This is a genomic window from Siccirubricoccus sp. G192 (assembly GCF_019084075.1).
In the GTDB taxonomy this organism is placed as follows: domain Bacteria; phylum Pseudomonadota; class Alphaproteobacteria; order Acetobacterales; family Acetobacteraceae; genus G192.
The window spans coordinates 5,325,541-5,344,083 of sequence record NZ_JAHREN010000001.1 but is presented as its reverse complement, the minus strand read 5'-3'; the positions used below and the strand labels follow the sequence as shown (position 1 = coordinate 5,344,083).

Genomic DNA, 18,543 nt, shown 5'->3' with positions numbered 1-18,543 from the left:
CTTTGGATCGGTGCTGTTGGAAATGCGACGATCCCCGCGGATTTAGCTTTCCCAGGTTTCAGGTTTCGGGATAGCTACGGGTAAGCCGGGAGCGTGCAAAGTGCCTGGTATCGGGGCGGGCAAACCGCCTCTTTCCGTTCCGTCGTCCAGGCTTGGCAGCCCGGACGGCGCGCGGCACCGGGGAGCTGCAGCGCTTGGTCCGTTTTAAGAAGCGATGAACGTCATTCATCAGCCGCCACAGGCGGAGGCCGGTTCGCCTCCGCGCGCGCTGTCCCTGCCGATCCAGCCGGCGCGGCAGCCGGATTCCGGCCAAGTGCCTCCCTTGCAGTCGCTGCCGGCCCAGATCGGGCCGGGCGAAGCCCCGCCGCTTGGCGACCAGGCGCCGGAGCAGCGGAAACCCCGGTCCCGCCTCTGGGTCCTGGGTGCGCTCGCCCTGGCCGCCGCCGGTGGCTTTGCCGTCTACGAGCACCTGACCGCCGAGCGGCCGGTGCCGCACTCGCCGGCCGCGAGCGTGGACGAGCCCCTGTCGCAGGGCGAGTTCCGGCTCTCGGATGTCGAGATGCGGGCGTTGCGAATCGAGGTGATGGGCCTGCACGACTTCCGTGCCGAACGGGTCGCCGAAGGCCGCATCGCCTATAACGAGGACCGCGCGACCCCGATCTTCTCCCCCTATAATGGCCGCGTGCTCCGGGTCATGGCCCGGATGGGCGACCAGGTGGAGCCCGGCGCCACCCTTTTCGAGATCGAGACCACGGACCTGGCCGGCGCCGCCAACGACCTGCTTGCGGCGGTGGATTCGGCGAACAAGGCGCGCGCCACGCTCGACCAGGCGCGGCGGGAGGAAAGCCGGCAGAACAGCCTCTTCGCCGCCCGCGCCACCTCGCAGCGGGATGTCGAGCAGGCGCGCGTCGCCACCCAGGCCGCCCTCGCGGACCAGCGCAGTGCGGAAGCCAGCCTGGCGGCGGCGCGGGACAAGCTGCGGGTGCTCGGCCGCTCGTCCGAGCAGGTCCGCCGCATCGAGGAGACGCGGCAGGTGGATGCCGTGGTGCCGGTGACGGCGCCGATCGGCGGCACCGTGGTGCAGCGCCGGATCGGCCCCGGCCAGTGGCTCTCGACCGGCGCGGGCGAGCCGGTCTTCACCATCGCCGACCTCTCGACCATGTGGCTGGTCGCCGCGGTGCGGGAGCTGGATGCACCGCTGATCCGCGTGGGCCAGCAGGTGGCGGTCACGGTCGGCGCGCTGCCGGGCCGGACCTTCGATGCGCGGATCACCACCGTGGGCGCCGGCCTCGACCCCGCCACACGGCGCCTGACGGTCCGTGCCGAGGTGCAGGACCCGGACCGGCTGCTGAAGCCGGAGATGTTCGCGACCTTCCGCATCCAGGTGGGCGAGGGCCAGCAGGCGGTCGGCGTGCCGGTCAATGCGGTGATCTATCGCGGCCCGGAGGCGAGTGTCTGGGTGGCGCTGGAGGGCAACCGCTTCATGCTCCGGCGCATCACCCCAGGCATCCGTGCCGGCGACCTGCTGGAGGTGACGGAGGGGCTGAAGCCCGGCGAGCGGGTGGTGACCGGCGGCGCGCTGTTCATCGACCGGGCGGCGCGAATCGACTGAGCCGCGGCGCCGCGGTGGAGCCGCGCGCGATCACAGTCGGCTAGAGTATCGGAGCAGCTTGACTATCGGGGCAGGACGCCTGCGGAAGCGCGGCGCCGCCCCTGGAGAGTTCCATGCGTCAGATCGTCGCCTTCGCCCTGCAGCGCCGGCCGCTGGTCATCCTGCTGTTCTTCGTCTTCATCGTGGTGGGGCTGGTCGCCTTCACCAAGCTGAACATCGAGGCCTATCCGGACCCGGTGCCGCCGCAGGTCGTCATCATCACCCAGAACCCCGGCCAGAGCGCCGAGGAGATCGAGCGCTATGTGAGCATCCCGGTCGAGGTGGCGATGGCCGGGCTGCCCAATCTCACCTCGGTCCGCTCCACCAGCCTCTTCGGCCTGTCGGATGTGCGGGTGCAGTTCAACTTCAACTTCACCTATGAGCAGGCACTGCAGCAGGTGCTGAACCGGCTAGGCCAGTTGGAGGGTCTGCCCGAGGGAGCGCAGCCCACCATCTCGCCGCTCTCGCCGATCGGCGAGATCATGCGCTACCGGCTGGTCGGGCCGCCCGGCTATTCGCTGACGGACCTCAAGACCCTGCAGGACTGGGTGCTGGACCGCCGCTTCAAGCGGGTGCCGGGGGTGGTGGACGTCACCTCCTTCGGCGGTCACACGAAAAGCTACAACGTGGTGGTGGACCTACGCCGGATGGCGGCGCAGAACCTGACCCTGCCGCAGGTGATCGCGGCGGTCCGGGCCGGCAATGCCACGGTCGGCGCCGGCACCATCCGGATCGGGCCGCAGGCGGCGGTGGTGCAGGGCATCGGCCTGATCCACGGCCTCGACGACCTTCGCAATGTGGTGGTCTCGGCCGAAGGGGGCGTGCCGGTGCTGCTCTCGGACATCGCCACGGTGGAGGTGGGCAGCCTGCCGCGGCTCGGCATCGCCGGTCATGCGGAGGATGACGACGTGGTGCTGGCGACGGTGCTGATGCGCCGCGGCGAGCAGACCCTGCCCACCATCCGCGGCGTGCAGCAGGAGGTGGCGCGGATCAATGCCGGCGGCGTGCTGCCGCCCGGGGTCAAGATCGTGCCGCTCTATGACCGCGAGGACCTGGTGAAGATCACCACCAAGACGGTGGTGAAGAACATCATCGAGGGCGTGGCGCTGATCCTCATCATCCAATGGCTGTTCCTGGGCGATTTCCGGGGCGCGATGGTGGTGGCGGCGACGGTGCCCTTCGCCTTCCTCTTTGCCATCCTGCTGATGATGGCGCGCGGCGAGAGCGCCAACCTGCTCTCGCTCGGGGCGCTGGATTTCGGGCTGCTGGTCGATGCCACGGTCATCATGGTGGAGAATATCTACCGGCATCTCGGCCTCGCCCGCACCCATACCCACCGCTACACGCCGCCCGCCGGCTCCAAGGGATTGTCGGGCCTCTCGCTGACCGTGCTGCGGGCGGCGGGGGAGGTGGACAAGGCGATCTTCTTCTCGGCCCTCATCATCATCGCGGCCTTCATCCCGCTGTTCACCCTGGGCGGGATCGAGGGGCGGATCTTCGGCCCGATGTCGAAGACCTATGCCTATGCCATCATCGGCGCCTTGCTGGCGACCTTCACCATCACCCCCGCGCTGGCCGCGGCGCTGCTGCGGGAAGACAGCCGGGAGCGCGACACGCCGCTGGTGCGGGCGCTGCGCTGGGGGCACCGCCGCCTCTATGCGGCGGCGATGCGGATGCGGGCGCTCTGCCTGCTGGCGGCGGCGGTGCTGTTCGGCGCCTCGCTGTTCCTGATGTCCACGCTCGGCGCCGAATTCCTGCCGACCCTAGAGGAGGGCAATCTCTGGGTCCGCGCCACCATGCCCGGCACCATCTCGCTGGAGGAAGGCAATGCCACGGTCAACCGCATCCGCGGCGTGCTGATGGGAATTCCCCCGAGGTCATCACCGCCACCTCGCAGCAGGGGCGGCCGGATGACGGTACCGACAGCGCCGGCTTCTTCAATGCCGAGTTCTTCCTGCCGCTCAAGCGGCCGCAGGACTGGACCACCGCGCACAACCGCGACGGGCTGGTGCATGCCATGCAGGCGCGGCTCTCCCAGGAATTCGTCGGCATCGAGTTCAGCTACGCCCAGGCGATCAGCGACAACGTGCAGGAGGCGGCCTCCGGCGTGAAGGGCGCCAATGCCATCAAGGTCTTCGGCCCGGAACTCGACATCCTGGCCCGCAAGGCGGAGGAGATACGGCAGGTGCTGGCGGGGGTTCCCGGCATCGCCGACCTCGCGGTGTTCCGCTCGCTCGGCCAGCCGACGGTGGCCGTGCAGATCGACCGGGCGCGGGCGGCGCGCTATGGCCTGGCGGTGGACGACATCAACCAGGTGATCCAGGCGGCGATCGGCGGGCGGGAGGCCGGGCGGCTCTACGAGCCCGGCGGCGACCGCAATTTCCCGGTCATGGTCCGGCTCGACGCGCCCTATCGCGACAGCCTGGAGGCGATCGGGCGGATCCCGGTCGGCGGCCCGCGCGGCGCCACCCTGCAGGATGTCGCGAATATCCGCCTGGTTTCCGGCGTCAGCTACATCTACCGTGAGGATGCCAGCCGCTACGTGCCCATCCGCTTCAGCGTGCGCGGCCGCGACCCGGCGAGCACGGTCGCGGAGGCGCAGGCACTGGTCGAGCAGCACGTGCACCTGCCGCCCGGCTACCGCCTGGACTGGGTCGGCGAATTCCGCAACCTGCAGGAGGCGATCGGCCGGCTGATGGTGGTGGTGCCCGCCGCCTTCGCCCTCATCCTCGTGCTGCTCTATGTGCAGTTCAACACCCTGCGGGAGACGCTGCTGGTCTTCGGCATCGTGCCAATGTCGATCACAGGCGGCGTGGTGGCGCTGGCGGTGGCGGGGCTGAATTTCAGCGTGCCGGCAGCGATCGGCTTCCTGGCCCTGTTCGGCATCACGGTGATGGAGGGGATCATCATGCTGTCGCACTTCAACCACCTGCGGCATGAGGGGATGCCCTGGCGGCAGGCGCTGGACCAGGCCGGCAGCGACCGCATGCGGCCGGTCTTCATGACCTGCTTCGCCAGCTTCGCCGGGCTGCTGCCGATGGCGCTGGCCACCGGCATCGGCGCCGACGTGCAGAAGCCGCTGGCGCTGGTGGTGGTGGGCGGGATCGGGCTGGTGCCGATCTTCATCCTGGTGGTTTTCCCGGCGATGATCGACCTGCTCGGCCGGCCGCGGCATGTTCGCCAGGCGGAACGGGCGAATCCCGGGTTGGGTGCGCCGGCATGAGGCTGGTTCCGCTGCGGGCCGGGCTGCTTGGCCTCGTCCTGCTGGGCGCGGCGCCCTTGCCGGCCCGGGCCCAGGGGCCAACCGCCGCGCCGGCCGCCGTGCCGCTGCCGGTCGGCGCCCGCGCCCAGCCGCTGACGCTCGACCAGGCGGAGCGGCTGCTGGTGGAGAACAACCTGGCCCTGCTCGCGGCCCGGCGCGGGGTGGATGCGGCACGGGCGCAGCGCCTGGTCGCCTCCTCGCTGCCGCCGCCGGAGGTCAGTGTCGGCAATACGCTCGGCCAATTCACCGAGACCTCGAAGGGGGCGCTGCGCGGGGCGCGGTTCTACAGCCCGGCCAACAACATCTCGGTCGGCCTGCAGGTGCTGATCGAGCGGGGCGGCAAGCGGACGCTGCGCACCCGCGTGGCGGAGGCGCAGATCGGCATGGCCGAGGCGCAGGTGCTGGACGCGCTGCGGCTGCAGCTGTTCCAGCTTCGCCAGGGCTTCCTCGGCGCCCTGCTGGCGCGGGCCAATCTGGAGGTGGCGCTGGCCAACCGCGCCAGCCTCGACCGGACCGAGGCGCTGCTGCGCCGCCAGCTCCGCGATGGCGCCATCCCCGAGGGCGACCTGCTGCGCTTCCAGGCCAGCCGCCTGAGCTTCGAGGGCGATGTCACCGCCAATGCCCAGGCCTATGCCGCGGGGATCGCCGCGGTGGCGGCGCTGCTCGCCACCGACCCGGCCGCCTTCCAGCCGGGGGCGGGGCAGGCGGCGGCGCTCGGCCTGAATCCGCCGGCGGGGCGCGGCCGTGCCGCCGAACGGGCCCCGGCCGGCCCCGCTTCGGCCCCGACCACGGTGCGGACCATCCTTTCGCCTGTCGCCTTCGACCTGCGCGGCCGCTTCGATGCGGTGCCCGAACTCGGCATCGGGCGGGAGGCACTGGCGCAGGGGGTGGCGAGCCGCGCCGATGTGGTGGCCGCCGCGCGCCAGGCCAGCGCCGCCAGCGCCAACCGGGCCCTGGCCGAGGCGGGGCGGTCGCGCGACGTGACGCTCAATGGCAGCTTCGGCCGGTCCCGCCTCTCGCAGGACCTGCCGTCTTCGAGTGATCGGCTGAGCGCCGTCGACCAGTTCGGCCTGTCGCTCTCGGTGCCGATCTTCACCTCCCGCATCGTCGAGGGGAATATCGGTATCGCCCAGGCGCAGCAGGCCCAGGCGGAGTTGCAGGCCCACGCCGCGCTGCTCCAGGCCCGCGCCGAATCGCCGCCGCCTGGGCCGGCTACGAACAGGCCCGCGCCCTGCTGAGCCTCTATACCGGCGGCGCGCTGAACCGCGCGGAGGAAGCCTTCCGCAGCGCCGAGCAGGCCTATCTGGCCGGTGGCCGGACCCTGCTGGACGTGCTGGATGCGACGCGGGTGCTGAATGCCACCCGCATCCAGGCCAACCAGGCGCGCCATGCCTATCTCCTGGCGCTGGCGGCGCTGGAACAGGCAACCGGGGTTTCCGGGGTGGCGCCGCGGCTCTAGCATCCCCCCGGGAACATCCCGGGGGGAACGCCAGATGGATATGGACATCGCCGGCAAGCGCGTTTTGGTCACCGGCGGCTCGAAGGGCATCGGCCTCGCCTGCGGCGCCGCCTTCGCGGCAGAGGGTTGCGACGTGATCCTCGCTTCCCGCGATGCGGCGGCGCTGGAGGCGGCTGCTGCCGGCATCCGGGCGCGGCACAATGTCTCCGTCACCATCCATGCCGCCGACCTGTCGGATGCGGCGGCGCGGGAGGCGATGCACCGGGCGCATCCGGAGATCGACATCCTGGTCAACAATGCCGGCGCCATCCCGGGCGGCACGGTGCAGGACATCTCCCTGGCGCGCTGGCAGGAGGCCTGGAGCCTCAAGGTCTTCGGCTATATCCACCTGACCCAGCTTTACCTACCGGGGCTGGAGGCGAAGCGGGCCGGCGTCATCGTCAATATCATCGGCATGGCGGGGCGGGCACCGCGCGCCGACTACATCTGCGGCGCCGCCGGCAATGCGGCACTGATCGCCTTCACCGCGGCGCTGGGCGGCCGTAGCACGGACAAGGGCGTGCGGGTGGTGGGCATCAGCCCGGGCGCGACAAAGACGGACCGCATCGTCCAGCTCTCGAAGAGCCGGGCGAAGACCAGATTCGGCGATGAGAGCCGCTGGGAGGAGATGCTGAGCGGCCTCGCCCTCGGCCGCCCGGCGCATGCGGAGGAGATCGCCGATCTCGCGGTGTTCTGCGCCAGCCCGCGCGGCGGCTATCTCAGCGGCACGACGCTGGATGTGGATGCCGGCGCGCAGTTCCGGGGCTGACGCGGCGATGGATTTCCGCCTGACGGACCAGCAGCGCCAGATGGTCGCCAGCGTGCGCGACCTGGCGCAGGGCAGATTCCGCCAGCGCGCGCTGCGCTGGATGGACGGCACCTTCCCCTGGGAGAATATCCGCGACCTGGCCGGGCTCGGCGTGCTCGGCATGACCGTGCCGGAGGAATATGGCGGCCTCGGCCTGCCGGTCTTCGAGACGGCGCTGGTGCTGGAGGAGATCGCCAAGGTCTGCTACCCGACGGCCATGGCGGTGCTGGGCGAGGCCGGGGTGCAGACCCGCGTCATCGCTGCCTATGCGCCCGAGAGCATCCGCAGCCGCATCCTGCCCGCGGTCTGCACCGGCGACTGCATCCTCTCCATCTGCATGACCGAGCCGCATGCGGGGACCGATGTGGCGGCCTACCGCACCAATGCCTGCATCGCCGGCGACCGCGTGGTGGTGAACGGCACGAAGACGCTCATCAGCCGCGCCGAGGAGGCGGGGATGTTCGTGGTCTTCACCCGCATCGACGGCAGGCCGGGCCGCGAGGGCATCGGCTGCGTGCTGATCGAGCGCGGCACGCCGGGGCTGGAAGTGACCGGCACCTACCACACCATGGGCGGCGAGAACCTGCATGAGGTGCAGTTCAACGACGTGGACCTGCCGCTGGAGAACCTGGTGATCCGGGAGGACGGCTTCCGCAGGCTGCTGACCGCCTTCAATACCCAGCGCTGCCTGAACCCGGCCATCTCGCTCGGCCTGGCGGAGGGCGCCTTCGACGAAACGGTGAAATACGTCCGCGACCGCACCGTCTTCGGCAAGCCGATCGGCGATTTCCAGGGCGCCCGCTGGAAGCTGGCCGACATGTACAAGGATATCGAGGCGGCGCGCGGGTTGCTCTATCGCGCCTGCTGGACCGCCGATCCCTTCCCGGATCCCTTCCTGTCCGCTACCGCCAAGGTCTTCTGCAACGAGATGGCGATCCGCGTGACGAATGAGGCGGTGCAACTGCATGGCGGCTTCGGCTTCACCGATGAATATCCGGTCTCGCGGCTCTATCGCGGCGCGCGCTACGGCTCGCTCGGCGGCGGCGCCTCGGAGACGCTGCGCGACCTGATCGGCAAGCGCATCATGGGCGGCGACCTGCCGGCGGATGGCATCTTCGGCATGGGCGGGTTCTGACCCGTGCTGCTCATCGAGGCGGATGGGAAGGCACTGTTCCGCGATTACGGCTTGGTGGTGCCGAACGGCGTGCTGGTGACGGAGCGCGGCGGCCTCCCGGCCAGCCTGCCCGGCCCGCTGATGGTGAAGGCGCAGGTCCCGGCCGGCGGCCGCGGCAAGGCCGGCGGCATCCTGCGCTGCGCCGATACGGCGGCGGCGGCAGGGGCGGTGGACCGGCTGCTGGGCACCAGCCTGCGCGGCCATGCCGTCGAGGCCTGCCTGGTGGAACCCGTTGCCAGTGGCCGCGAATGCTATCTTTCCGTCATGCTGGATGCCGCGGCGGGCGCGGCGCGCATCACCTTCCTCGCCGAGGGCGGGGTGGAGGTGGAATCCCAGGCGGCGAGCCTGGGGCCGGAGGCGACGCGGCTCTGCGCGCTGGATGCGACGGCGATGCGCATGGCGCTGGAGGCGGTGACGGCCGGGCTGCCGCCGCTGGAGGCCGCTGCGATTCGCCAGGCCGGGCAGGGCCTGATCCACCTGTTCCTGGAGCGCGAGCTGATGCTGGTGGAGGTGAATCCACTCTTTCTCACCGTAGAGAGCTGCATCGCCGGCGATGCGAAGGTGGTGCTGGACCTCAACGCCATCCACCGGCAGCCGGCGCTGGAGGCGATGATCCTGGCGCGCCCGCGCCTTTATGCCGATGCCTGCCGCAAGCTCACCGAGGGTTTTGATTATGTCGAGCTGGATGCCGAGGGGCGCATCGGCCTCATCACCACCGGCGCCGGGCTTTCCATGATGCTGGTGGATGAGCTGGTGGCGCGCGGCGCACGGCCGCTGAACTTCCTCGATATCCGCACCGGCCAGTTGCGCGGCAGCCCGGCGCGGCTGATCCGCGTGCTGGACTGGATCGCGGCGAGGCCCTCGGTGCGCGTGCTTTTCGTGAACATCTTCGCCGGCATCACCGACCAGCGCGAATTCGCCATGCTGCTGGCAGAGGCGCTGGCGGCGAATCCGGTGCGCGGCGTGCCCGTGGTGGCCCGGCTGGTCGGCAATGGCGCGGCAGAGGCACGGGCGGCGCTGGCGGAGCGGCGGCCTGACATCCTGCTCTTCGAGGATCTGGAGGCGGCCATGGCACGCGCCGCGGCGCTGGCGGCATGAACCACCCGCTCGCCTCGCTGTCCCGCGCGACCCCCGTGCTGGTGCAGGGCGCCAGCGGCCGCATGGGCCGGCGGCATATGCTGCTGATGCGGGACTATGGCACCCGAATCGTCGCCGGCACCTCGGCCCGCGAGGCCGGCGGCAGCATCGAGGGCATCCCGCTCTTCGCCGGTTGCGCCGAGGCCGTGGCGGCGACCGGCGCCATCGCCTCGGTCTGCATGGTGCCGCCGCTGGAGGTGCTGGCAGCGGCCACGGAGGCGATCGCGGCCGGCATCCGCCTCATCGTCACCATTGCCGAGGGCGTGCCGGTGCATGACGCGGTGCGGCTGCGCGGCCTGGCCCGGGCGCAGGGCGCCATCTGGCTCGGCGCCTCCACGCCGGGCTGCGCGATTCCCGGCCAGGTGAAGCTCGGCTTCCTGCCGGATGTGGCGCTGCGGCCTGGCCCGGTGGCGCTGCTGACCAAAAGCGGCACGCTGTCCTATGAGGTGGGCTATCGCCTGGCCGGCATCGGGCTCGGGCAAAGCCTCTGGATCGGCGTCGGTGGCGATGCGGTGAAGGGCACCCGCTTCGCCGAATTGCTGCCCGTGCTGGCGGCCAGCGCGGCGACCGAGGCGGTGGTGCTGATCGGCGAGGTCGGCGGCACGGAGGAGGAGGAATTCGCCGCGGCGCTCTCCCGCGCCCCGCTCGGCCGCCCGGTCCTGGTGCTGCTCGCGGGCCGCGAGGCGAAGGAGGGCGTTGCCATGGGCCATGCCGGCGCGCTGACCTATGGCGGCATGGGCAGCCTCGCCTCCAAGGCCGCAAGCCTGGCGACGGCGGGGGTGGAGGTTTGCGGCTCGATGCAGGCGCTGGTCGATCGCTGCGCGGCATTGCTGGGGAGGCGGGGATGAGGCGACGCGGGCTTCTTGCCGGTGCATTGCTCGGCGCAACCGGTGGGGCCGCGGCGCAGGAGGGGTGGCCGGCGCGGCCGGTGCGCCTGGTGATCCCCTTCGCGCCGGGCGGCAGCAATGACGTGATCGCCCGCGCCCTCGGGGACCGGTTGCAGGCGCGGCTCGGCCAGCCCTTCGTGGCGGAGAACCGGGCCGGCGCCGGCGGCGCCATCGGCGCGCAGCATGTCGCCGGGGCGCCGGCGGATGGCTATGTGCTGCTGATCGCCTCGATGTCCATCGTCACCACCGCGGCCACCCAGCGCACCGGCTTCGACCCGGCCGCGGGTTTCGACGCGGTGGCGCGGCTCGCCGTGGCGCCGCTGGCGGTGGTGGTGGCGCCGATGCTGCCGGCGCGAAGCATCCCGGAGCTGGTGGCGCTGGCGAAATCCCGCGCCCAGCCATTGCGCTACGGCTCCGCCGGGCCGGGCGCGATCAATCACCTGGCGGGCGCGCTCTTCGAGCAGGTGGCGGGCATCGGGATGGAGCATGTGCCCTACCGCGGCATCGGCCCGGCGGCGATCGACCTCATCGCCGGGCGGATCGACCTGCTGATCACCAGCCCGCCGGCGGTGGGCGGCCCGCTCCGCAGCGGTCAGATCCGCCTGCTCGCCACCACCGGCGCCACCCGCGCCGCCGGTTTCCCTGACGCGCCGACGGTGCGCGAGGCCGGCTACGACTACGAGATCGGCTTCTGGTGGGGCATCCTCGGCCCACGCGGGCTGCCGCCCCAGGTGCGGCGGGTGCTGGAAGGCGCGATCGGCGAGAGCCTCGCCGACCCCGCCTTCGCCCGCTTCTTCGAGGGGGAGGGCGCCACCGCCGCCTTCCTGGGCGGCGAGGAATCCGGCCGCATCGTCGCCGCCGACCTCACGCGCTGGCGCGGCGTGGCGGCGGCTTCCGGCATCCGCATCGAGTAGGGCGCGTCCCGCCCCTGTCGAGGGCATTGTCCGGTGCCCTCGCCGGGTATCAGTCGAAGGGGAGCTTCCAGCCGATCCAGTCGCAGACCGCCCGGCCCATCACCAGTTCCAGGTCCCGGCCGGAGAGCCAGGGCAGCTCCTCGGTGAACATGGTCACGCATTGGCGGTAGGTGCAGGGCATGCGGGTGATGTCGGTGCCCCAGAAGAAGCGCTGCGGCCCATAGGCATCGTAGATGCGGTGCAGCCCCTCATGGATGTTGCGGAAGGGGTAGCCGGCGGTGGAGTAGCCTGGCGCGCCGGTGGCCTTGATCGCCACATTGGGCAGCTTCGCCAGCGCCAGGAGCGCATCGAGGTTGGCGAAGGCGGCCTCGTCCTGCCCGGACCGCACCAGGCCGAGATGGTCGATGATGAGACGCAGATTCGGGTGGCGCTCGGCGATGCCGCGGAACACCGGCAGGAAGCGCCCGGCCATGGTGGCGACCGGCAGTCCTGCCTGCTCGGCCGCCGGCCAAAGCCAGTCCATCGTGCCGTCGATGTGCCAGCTCTGCTGCTCCGGGCGCACCAAGGGGTAGCGCAGCCCCATCATGCCCGGCAGCTCGCGCCAATGGTCGAGGCGCGCCCGGCTTTCCGCCGGCTGGTCGAGCGGCACCTGGCCGAGCACGGCGAAGCGGTCCGGGTAGCGCCGCGCCGCCTCGATCGCCTGCTCGTTCGAATCCGGGTCCCAGCTCACCGGCGGATGGATCACCGCCGCATCCACGCCGGCTTCGTCCATCTCCGCGAGCAATTCCTCGGCGGTGAAGACCGGCACCTGACGGTGATGGCCGCTCGGCGTGCCGCTGGACCAGAGATGCACCTGCGCGTCGACGATCCGCATGGCTTCAGCCGGCAGGCGACAGGACGTGGATGACCCGGCTGGCGATCATGTCCTTGGTCTTCGCGGCATAGGCGGCCATGTGCGGCGCGGTGGCATGCGCCTTCAGCGCCTCCGGGCTTTCCCATTTCTCGATGACCACGAAGCTGTCCGGGCCGAATTGCGTCTGGGATTTGCCGATGCCCTCGGCATCAGTCGCGGGGCCGTATTCGATGCACCCCTGCTCGGCCCGGACCGCGGGCATGTTCGCCCGGAACTCCTTCAGGATGGCGTCCCGCATGCCGGGCTTGGCGGTGATGATGGCGATGACATGGATCATGGCGGGCGCTCCTCGGCCGTTGGTGGCTTGGGCTGTTCCTGGCGGCAGCCCTTCGCGGGGTGATTGGCTGCGGGAAGGGTAGACTGGCCACCGTGATCCGCCAACCATGGAGGATCACCGGGCCGGTGGCTTTCCCGCCCCCGGCCCATGGCATTTCAATGCCGTGCCCGGTCCCGGGTGAATTTCAGCCGCGTGGGAAGCCGTAGAGTTCGGCAGGGTTGTCGACGAGAATGCGGTTGCGCGTGCCGGTATCGGGCACCCATTCAGCCAGGAGATCGAACAGCACCGCATCGTCGGGCTTCTTGTCCGCGGCCTCGGTCGGGTGCGGCCAGTCGGTGCCCCAGACGCAACGCTGCGGCGCCGCCTGCACGAATCCGCGGACCACCGGGGCATTGTCCGCATAGGTCGGTGCGCCGGTCTTGCTCTCGAAATAGGCACCGGAGAGCTTCACCCAGGTATTGCCCTTGTCGAGCAGCCGGCGGACCAGCGCGAAGGTCGGGCTGTTCACGCCCTCCGGCTGCGGCACATGGGCGATGTGGTCGAAGACCAGCTTGCCGGGGAGACGGAGGAAAAGGTCCTGCGCCTCGACGATCCTGCGGCCGTCCATATTGACCTGGCAGTGCCAGCCCATCGGGTCCACCCGGCGCGACAGCGGCTCGATCATGTCGATCGTCGTCGCGCCGGCCTGGGCGCCGAGGTTGAAGCGGATGCCGCGCACGCCGGCCTCGTGCATGCGTCGCAAATCCTGGTCCGCCACCGAGGGGTCGACCACCGCGACCATGCGCGCGCGCTCGGCGCCGCCAAGTGCCGGAAGCAGGCCAAGATAGGCGCGGTTGTCGGTGCCATAGGTGGAGGGCTGGACCAGCACGCAGCGCGTCAGGCCGAGGCGGCGCTGCAAGGCGTGGTAATCCTCCACCGAGGCGGTCGGCGGCTTCCAGGCTGGCGCTGGCTGCCACGGGAAAACGGTCGTCGTAGATGTGGAAGTGGCAGTCGGTCGCGTTGGGAGGGGCCGGCGTTCGGGGGGCGGCGGTGCCGGCGGACCAGCGGACATTGTGCTGGGCGCGCGCGCTGCCGGCGGCGCCGAGGATCGCGGTGGTAGCGGCGAAGGCCGCCGCGCCGCGCAGCACCCGGCGGCGGTCGTGCATGGCTTCGATCATGTTTTCCTCCCATCGCGCCCGTTGCGGGCACGGTGAAGGGTAGAGCGCCAGCCGATGGGCGGGCGAGGATAAACTGGTGGGGCGCGTGACCGCCGCCGCGGAGTTGCGTCGCGGGGCCGCATACGCTCACGCCCCTCCGTCGTCGGGCCAGGCCGTTGTCCCCGGTCGCGCCCAGCCTGGCGCATCCGCTTCCGCAGCGTCGCGGCCGTGCAGCCGATGCGGGTAGCCTGATCGTCCGCCTCGCCGCGCGTGAGGCGTTCCACCTCGACAACGAGGGTGTCGCCCGGATCCAGGCCGCGAATTCGAAAGCAAGCGACGGAGTGTGATCGGGGCGCGCGGCGCCTAGATTTGGGCCATGACATCAGGTGAAGGGGATCGGGACATGGATCTCGCCAGGACGGAAGGGGCGCCCGCGGTGGCCGGGACGGACCCGCGCTGGGAGGCAACCCTTTGGCGCGATGCGGCGCGGGACTGGGACTTCGTCCACGTGATGCGCAGGGCTGGCGCCCGTTGCCGCATGATCGAGGCGACGGAGGAGACGTCCAGGCTGGAGGCGCTGTCCGCGGCCGTCGGCATGGGCCCGTTCCACTTCCACCGCATATGCCGCGCTGCCACCGCGCGCCACGCCTTGTCGGGCTACCGCTGGGGCGTAGCCCGCAAGCGCGCCCTGCTGGCGAAGGAGGCGCGGGCATGACCGTGCAGGCGCGAATCGACGAGCCGGTGGAGCCGCGCGTGGCTGGCTATGACTGGGACGCGCTCGGCGCCGAATTGGACGGCTTCGGCTGCGCGGTGCTGGGCAAGCTGCTGACACCGGCGGAATGCCGGGAAATCGCGGCCCTCTACCCACAGGAGGAGCATTTCCGCAGCCATATCCACATGGCGCGGCACGGCTTCGGCAAGGGTGAATACCGCTACTTCCGCTATCCGCTGCCCGATCTGCTCGCGTCCCTGCGCACCGCGCTATACCCGCGCCTCGCCGCGGTGGCCAATGACTGGAACGCGCGCATGGGGATCGAGACGCGCTACCCCGCGCGGCACGAGGTGTTCCTGAAGGCATGCCATGAGGCCGGCCAGACCCGCCCCACGCCGCTGCTGCTGCAATATGTGCCGGGCGACTACAACTGCCTGCACCAGGACCTCTACGGCGATCTCGCCTTTCCGTTGCAGGTCGCGATCCTCCTGTCGGAGCCGGGCAGGGACTTCACGGGCGGCGAGTTCGTGCTGACCGAGCAGCGCCCGCGCATGCAGAGCCGGGCCGAGGTCGTTCCGCTGCGCCAGGGCGACGCGGTCGCCTTCGCCGTGCACAACCGGCCGGTGCAGGGGAGCCGCGGCACCTATCGGGTCAACCTGCGCCACGGCGTCAGCCGCGTCCGCTCGGGGCTGCGGCACACGGCGGGCATCATCTTCCATGATGCCAGGTAGCGGCACCCCGGCGCGGTTGGGCGCGGCCATCATGGCGACGCCGATCGGCGGCCTCATGCTCGTTGCCGATGCCGGAGGCCGGTTGCGCACGGCCTATCCGATGCGCCGAGGCTTGATGGGAAAGGCAGGATCATGTTCGACCGCATCCGCTACGCGACGAGCGACAGCTCGCTCGGCCCGATCATCGCCGCCGTCTCGGACCGCGGCCTCGTTGCCTTCGAATTCGCCGGGGGACCGGCAGAGCTGCGCGCCCGCTTCCCCGAGGCCGAACTGATCGAGGATGCAGCGGGCCTCGCCGACACGCTGCACAGGCTTGCCGCGCTGGTCGATGCGCCGGCCTCATCACCATCCATCCCGCTCGACATGCGCGGCAGCGACTACCAGAAGCGCGTGTGGGACCTGCTGCGCGCCATTCCTGCCGGAGAGACCAGGAGCTACGGCGCCCTTGCCGCGCAGCTCGGCACGCGGGATGCACGCGACGTCACCGACGCTATCGCCGCCAACGGCATCGCCATCCTGATTCCCTGCCATCGGGTTGTGAAGAAGGATGGCGCACTCTCCGGCTATCGTTGGGGCGTGGCGCGCAAGCGGGCCTTGCTCGCCCGCGAACAGGAAGCCGCGCCGTTCCGCCTGGCATGATCGTGGCGGCCATGCTTGCCCCTGCGCCGAGCGAGGATTCACATCGCTAGGTCGGCGCGACCTCGGGAAACAGGCCGGGCCAGTAGATTCCGTCCTTCGTGGGCCGCGTGCCGAAGATCGCGGTGCCGATGCGCACGACGGTCGCGCCTTCCTCGATCGCGGCCTCGAAATCGCCCGACATGCCCATTGACAGATGCGCGAGTCCGGCGCCGGCCGGTGTGGCGCGCAGCGTCTCGCGCAGCTCCCGCAGCAGGCGGAAGCAGGCGCGCACCCGCTCTGTCTCGGCGCTGAAGATCGCGAGCGTCATCAGCCCCACTGGCCGCAGCGAAGGGAAGTCCGGCAACCGCGCCACCAGCCCGGCCGCCTCTTCCGGCGCCACCCCGTATTTGCTCGGCTCGCCGGAGGTGTTCACCTGCACGAATACGTCGAGCATGCGGCCTTCCGCCCGCAACCGCGCGTCCAGCGCCTCGGCCACCCGCAGGCTGTCCAGAGCCTGGAACTCGCTGGCGAAACGGGTGAGGTGCTTCACCTTGTTTGTCTGCAGATGGCCGACGATGCTCCAGCGCACCGGCAGGTCGGCAAGCGCTTCGGCCTTGCCCATCGCTTCCTGCACCTTGTTCTCGCCGAACATGTCGAGCCCCGCCGCCGCGGCGTGACGCAGCACCTCGGCGGGCACCGTCTTGGTGATCGGCAGCAGCCGCACCTCAACCGGATCGCGACCGGCGCGGGCGCAGGCGGCGGTGATGCGGTGACGCAACTCGGCGAGATTGGCGCGAATGGTCGCGCCCGGATCGGTGCCGAAGCGGTCCGTGTCGAACCCGGTTCTCGTCATCTTCCATCCTCCGCCCGATACCTTATCGTACCGGCCACAACCCAGGGCATCGCCACGAGGGCCGCGGCATCGGCGGCTGGCGCAATCGAGGCGAAACCATACGTGCCGCGCTTGGGCAGGCGCCGGACGCGGCCCAGATCATTGGCGGGGCAAGCGGCAGGGCTGGCATCCATCCGTAGAGCGTGCTCCAGATACGGGCCCAGTCTGCATCAATCCGGTCCGGCGAGAAGGACCGGAAGACCACGCAGCCTTTGTATGTGCAACCGCGCGAGGCGCTGCGCCCTGCTATTCTTGCAGGCCGCTTTGCACCTGGCCTGCGCCCGGGGCATGGTTCCAACTGCGCCGGAGGTACGCCAGCAGGCGGTACGGATGGTGCTGGACCACGGCAGCGGTCACGCGTCGCAACGGGCTGCGATCGGCTGCAGGGCCGAGACGCTGCGGAAGCGGGTGAAGGCCAAGCGCGACCAGGGACAACAGCCTGGCTGGAGAGAGCCCATATCTCCAGGGTGCAAGGAAGGTTCGCCTCTCCGGTGAAGAGGCGAACTGGATCTTCGACGAACTGGCGCATTGGGAGCAAATACTAAAAGATACATCGATGACGGGGCCACCGCCGCCGTCCCTGTGGGCGGGGGCGGCCATGTCCCAGGGCTCCGAACTCATTTGAGGCGCCGTGACAGGTTGCGATTTTTTTCGCTTCGATGGATGTGGTCGATTCGGAGCCTCCGGCCATGCCCGCTGCTACCGCTACCGCTCAGGGGAAGTCCCGCCTGGGCGTTCTGCTGGAGCATTTTGCGGCGATCGACGATCCGCGCGACGTGCAGCGGATCGCCCATCCGCTGCCCGAGGTGCTGCTGCTGGTGGTCTGCGGGACCATGGCGGATTGCGATGACTACGACCACATCGCCGCCTGGGGCGAGGCCCATCTCGCCTTCCTGCGCCGGCATCTGCCCTATGAGCATGGGGTGCCCGGCGGCCGCTGGCTGACGATCCTGATGAACCGCATAAACCCCGCGCTGTTCGCCGCCGCCTTCACCGCCTGGGTGCGCGAGGCCTGGCCCGACCGGCCGGACTTCATTGCCATAGACGGCAAGACCTCGCGCCGCAGCCACGACCGGGCGGCGGCGGTTGCGCCCCTTCGCCTGGTCTCCGCCTTCGCCACCACCAGCCGCCTGGTGCTCGGCCAGGAGGCGGTGGCCGACAAGTCCAACGAGGTGACCGCGATCCCGAAGCTGCTGGAACGCCTGGCCGTGCAGGACGGGCTCCGGGGCGCGCTGGTCTCGATCGATGCGATCGCCACCAATGCCACCATCGCCCAGACCATCAAGGCCGCCGGCGCCGACTATCTGCTCGCGGTCAAGGCCAACCAGCCGACGCTCCGCGCCGAGATCGAGGCCGCCTTCGCCGCCGCGCCCCCCGGCACAATCGAGACCGACACCGAACACGACAAGGGCCATGGCCGCATCGAGCAGCGCAGCGTCAGCCTGCGCCTGCGAGGTCGATTGGCTCGCCAGCGACCGCCGCTTCCCCGGCGAACTACGCCTGCCAAGCGTCGCCTGCGTCATCCGCGTCGAGAGCCGCAGCGAACGGGCCGGCAAGAGCCAGGCCGAAACCCGCTACTACATCGCCTTGGCACCCCTCACCGCACCGCGGGCGGCGCAGGCCATCCGCGGGCATTGGGGCATCGAGAACCGCCTCCACTGGGTCCTCGACGTCGTCTTCCACGACGACCAGTCCCGCCTTCGGAAAGGCCACGGCGCCAGGAACATGGCCGTCGTCAGGCATCTCGCCCTCAACCTCGTCCGCTCCGCAGCCGATAGGAAATCCCTCAAGCTGCGCCGAAAACTCGCCGGCTGGACACCCGACTACCTCAATCACCTCCTCAGCCTGCCAGCCCTATGAACTTGGATTCGAAGCCCTGGGCCATGTCCTTAAGCGAGAATTTCGGCGGCGTCGTCGGCTTCGTGCCGCCCGC

Annotated in this window: 14 protein-coding genes and 3 pseudogenes; 13 read left to right on the top strand and 4 right to left on the bottom strand. The window is 70.5% G+C overall.

The window, feature by feature from the left end; translation table 11 throughout:
* The first annotated feature begins 214 nt into the window (after nucleotides 1-214).
* The 9 genes and pseudogenes from KSF81_RS25735 (at nucleotide 215) to KSF81_RS25690 (ending at nucleotide 11,331) form a co-directional block, all read left to right on the top strand.
* A complete protein-coding gene (locus KSF81_RS25735; protein WP_217381389.1) occupies nucleotides 215-1,612 on the top strand; it encodes an efflux RND transporter periplasmic adaptor subunit in 1,398 nt (465 codons plus the stop codon).
* A gap of 113 nt (nucleotides 1,613-1,725) precedes the next feature.
* Nucleotides 1,726-3,447, top strand: a pseudogene (locus KSF81_RS25730) (efflux RND transporter permease subunit); the annotation flags it as partial.
* The gene (locus tag KSF81_RS25725) at nucleotides 3,336-4,874 is read left to right on the top strand and encodes an efflux RND transporter permease subunit (RefSeq protein ID WP_254454270.1); all 1,539 of its coding nucleotides are present in this window, start codon (nucleotides 3,336-3,338) and stop codon (nucleotides 4,872-4,874) included. The pseudogene KSF81_RS25730 and the gene KSF81_RS25725, both read left to right, overlap by 112 nt.
* Nucleotides 4,871-6,372 (top strand): annotated as a pseudogene (locus tag KSF81_RS25720) (TolC family protein). Before KSF81_RS25725 ends, KSF81_RS25720 begins: the two are co-directional and overlap by 4 nt.
* 34 nt (nucleotides 6,373-6,406) lie before the next feature.
* Nucleotides 6,407-7,180 carry a short-chain dehydrogenase/reductase gene (locus KSF81_RS25710; protein WP_217381386.1) on the top strand — a complete coding sequence of 258 codons (774 nt, stop codon included), beginning with the start codon at nucleotides 6,407-6,409 and terminating at the stop codon, nucleotides 7,178-7,180.
* A gap of 7 nt (nucleotides 7,181-7,187) precedes the next feature.
* Nucleotides 7,188-8,354 (top strand): acyl-CoA dehydrogenase family protein, encoded by a 1,167-nt coding sequence (locus tag KSF81_RS25705; RefSeq protein ID WP_217381385.1) that lies wholly within the window; start codon nucleotides 7,188-7,190, stop codon nucleotides 8,352-8,354.
* 3 nt (nucleotides 8,355-8,357) lie between these two features.
* Complete coding sequence (locus KSF81_RS25700) at nucleotides 8,358-9,491, top strand: ATP-grasp domain-containing protein (RefSeq protein WP_217381384.1); 1,134 nt, start codon at nucleotides 8,358-8,360, stop codon at nucleotides 9,489-9,491.
* Entirely contained in the window at nucleotides 9,488-10,378 is an 891-nt protein-coding gene (locus KSF81_RS25695; protein WP_217381383.1) for a succinate--CoA ligase subunit alpha, read from the top strand. Before KSF81_RS25700 ends, KSF81_RS25695 begins: the two co-directional genes overlap by 4 nt.
* Nucleotides 10,375-11,331 (top strand): tripartite tricarboxylate transporter substrate binding protein, encoded by a 957-nt coding sequence (locus tag KSF81_RS25690; protein ID WP_217381382.1) that lies wholly within the window; start codon nucleotides 10,375-10,377, stop codon nucleotides 11,329-11,331. The genes KSF81_RS25695 and KSF81_RS25690 overlap by 4 nt, the downstream gene beginning before the upstream one ends.
* A gap of 49 nt (nucleotides 11,332-11,380) precedes the next feature.
* Here KSF81_RS25690 and KSF81_RS25685 read toward each other — a convergent pair whose 3' ends face one another.
* The 3 genes from KSF81_RS25685 to KSF81_RS25675 all read right to left on the bottom strand — a co-directional run bounded on the left by KSF81_RS25685 (nucleotide 11,381) and on the right by KSF81_RS25675 (nucleotide 13,419).
* A complete protein-coding gene (locus KSF81_RS25685; RefSeq protein ID WP_217381381.1) occupies nucleotides 11,381-12,205 on the bottom strand; it encodes an amidohydrolase in 825 nt (274 codons plus the stop codon).
* Nucleotides 12,206-12,209: 4 nt separating this feature from the next.
* Entirely contained in the window at nucleotides 12,210-12,521 is a 312-nt protein-coding gene (locus KSF81_RS25680; RefSeq protein ID WP_217381380.1) for a putative quinol monooxygenase, read from the bottom strand.
* 184 nt (nucleotides 12,522-12,705) lie between these two features.
* The gene (locus KSF81_RS25675) at nucleotides 12,706-13,419 is read right to left on the bottom strand and encodes an amidohydrolase (RefSeq protein WP_254453748.1); all 714 of its coding nucleotides are present in this window, start codon (nucleotides 13,417-13,419) and stop codon (nucleotides 12,706-12,708) included.
* 641 nt (nucleotides 13,420-14,060) lie between these two features.
* On the opposite strand from KSF81_RS25675, the gene KSF81_RS25670 reads away from it, so the two are divergent.
* The 3 genes from KSF81_RS25670 to KSF81_RS25660 all read left to right on the top strand — a co-directional run bounded on the left by KSF81_RS25670 (nucleotide 14,061) and on the right by KSF81_RS25660 (nucleotide 15,739).
* Nucleotides 14,061-14,372, top strand: a complete 312-nt coding sequence (locus tag KSF81_RS25670; RefSeq protein ID WP_217381379.1) for a hypothetical protein — start codon at nucleotides 14,061-14,063, stop codon at nucleotides 14,370-14,372.
* A complete protein-coding gene (locus KSF81_RS25665; RefSeq protein WP_217381378.1) occupies nucleotides 14,369-15,100 on the top strand; it encodes a 2OG-Fe(II) oxygenase in 732 nt (243 codons plus the stop codon). Before KSF81_RS25670 ends, KSF81_RS25665 begins: the two co-directional genes overlap by 4 nt.
* 132 nt (nucleotides 15,101-15,232) lie before the next feature.
* A complete protein-coding gene (locus tag KSF81_RS25660) occupies nucleotides 15,233-15,739 on the top strand; it encodes a methylated-DNA--[protein]-cysteine S-methyltransferase (RefSeq protein WP_217381377.1) in 507 nt (168 codons plus the stop codon).
* Between the two features lie 46 nt (nucleotides 15,740-15,785).
* Here KSF81_RS25660 and KSF81_RS25655 read toward each other — a convergent pair whose 3' ends face one another.
* Nucleotides 15,786-16,571 (bottom strand): YggS family pyridoxal phosphate-dependent enzyme, encoded by a 786-nt coding sequence (locus KSF81_RS25655; protein WP_217381376.1) that lies wholly within the window; start codon nucleotides 16,569-16,571, stop codon nucleotides 15,786-15,788.
* Nucleotides 16,572-17,299: 728 nt separating this feature from the next.
* Between KSF81_RS25655 and KSF81_RS25650 the strand changes: the two are divergent.
* Nucleotides 17,300-18,470: pseudogene (locus tag KSF81_RS25650) on the top strand (ISAs1 family transposase).
* Nucleotides 18,471-18,543: the final 73 nt, after the last annotated feature.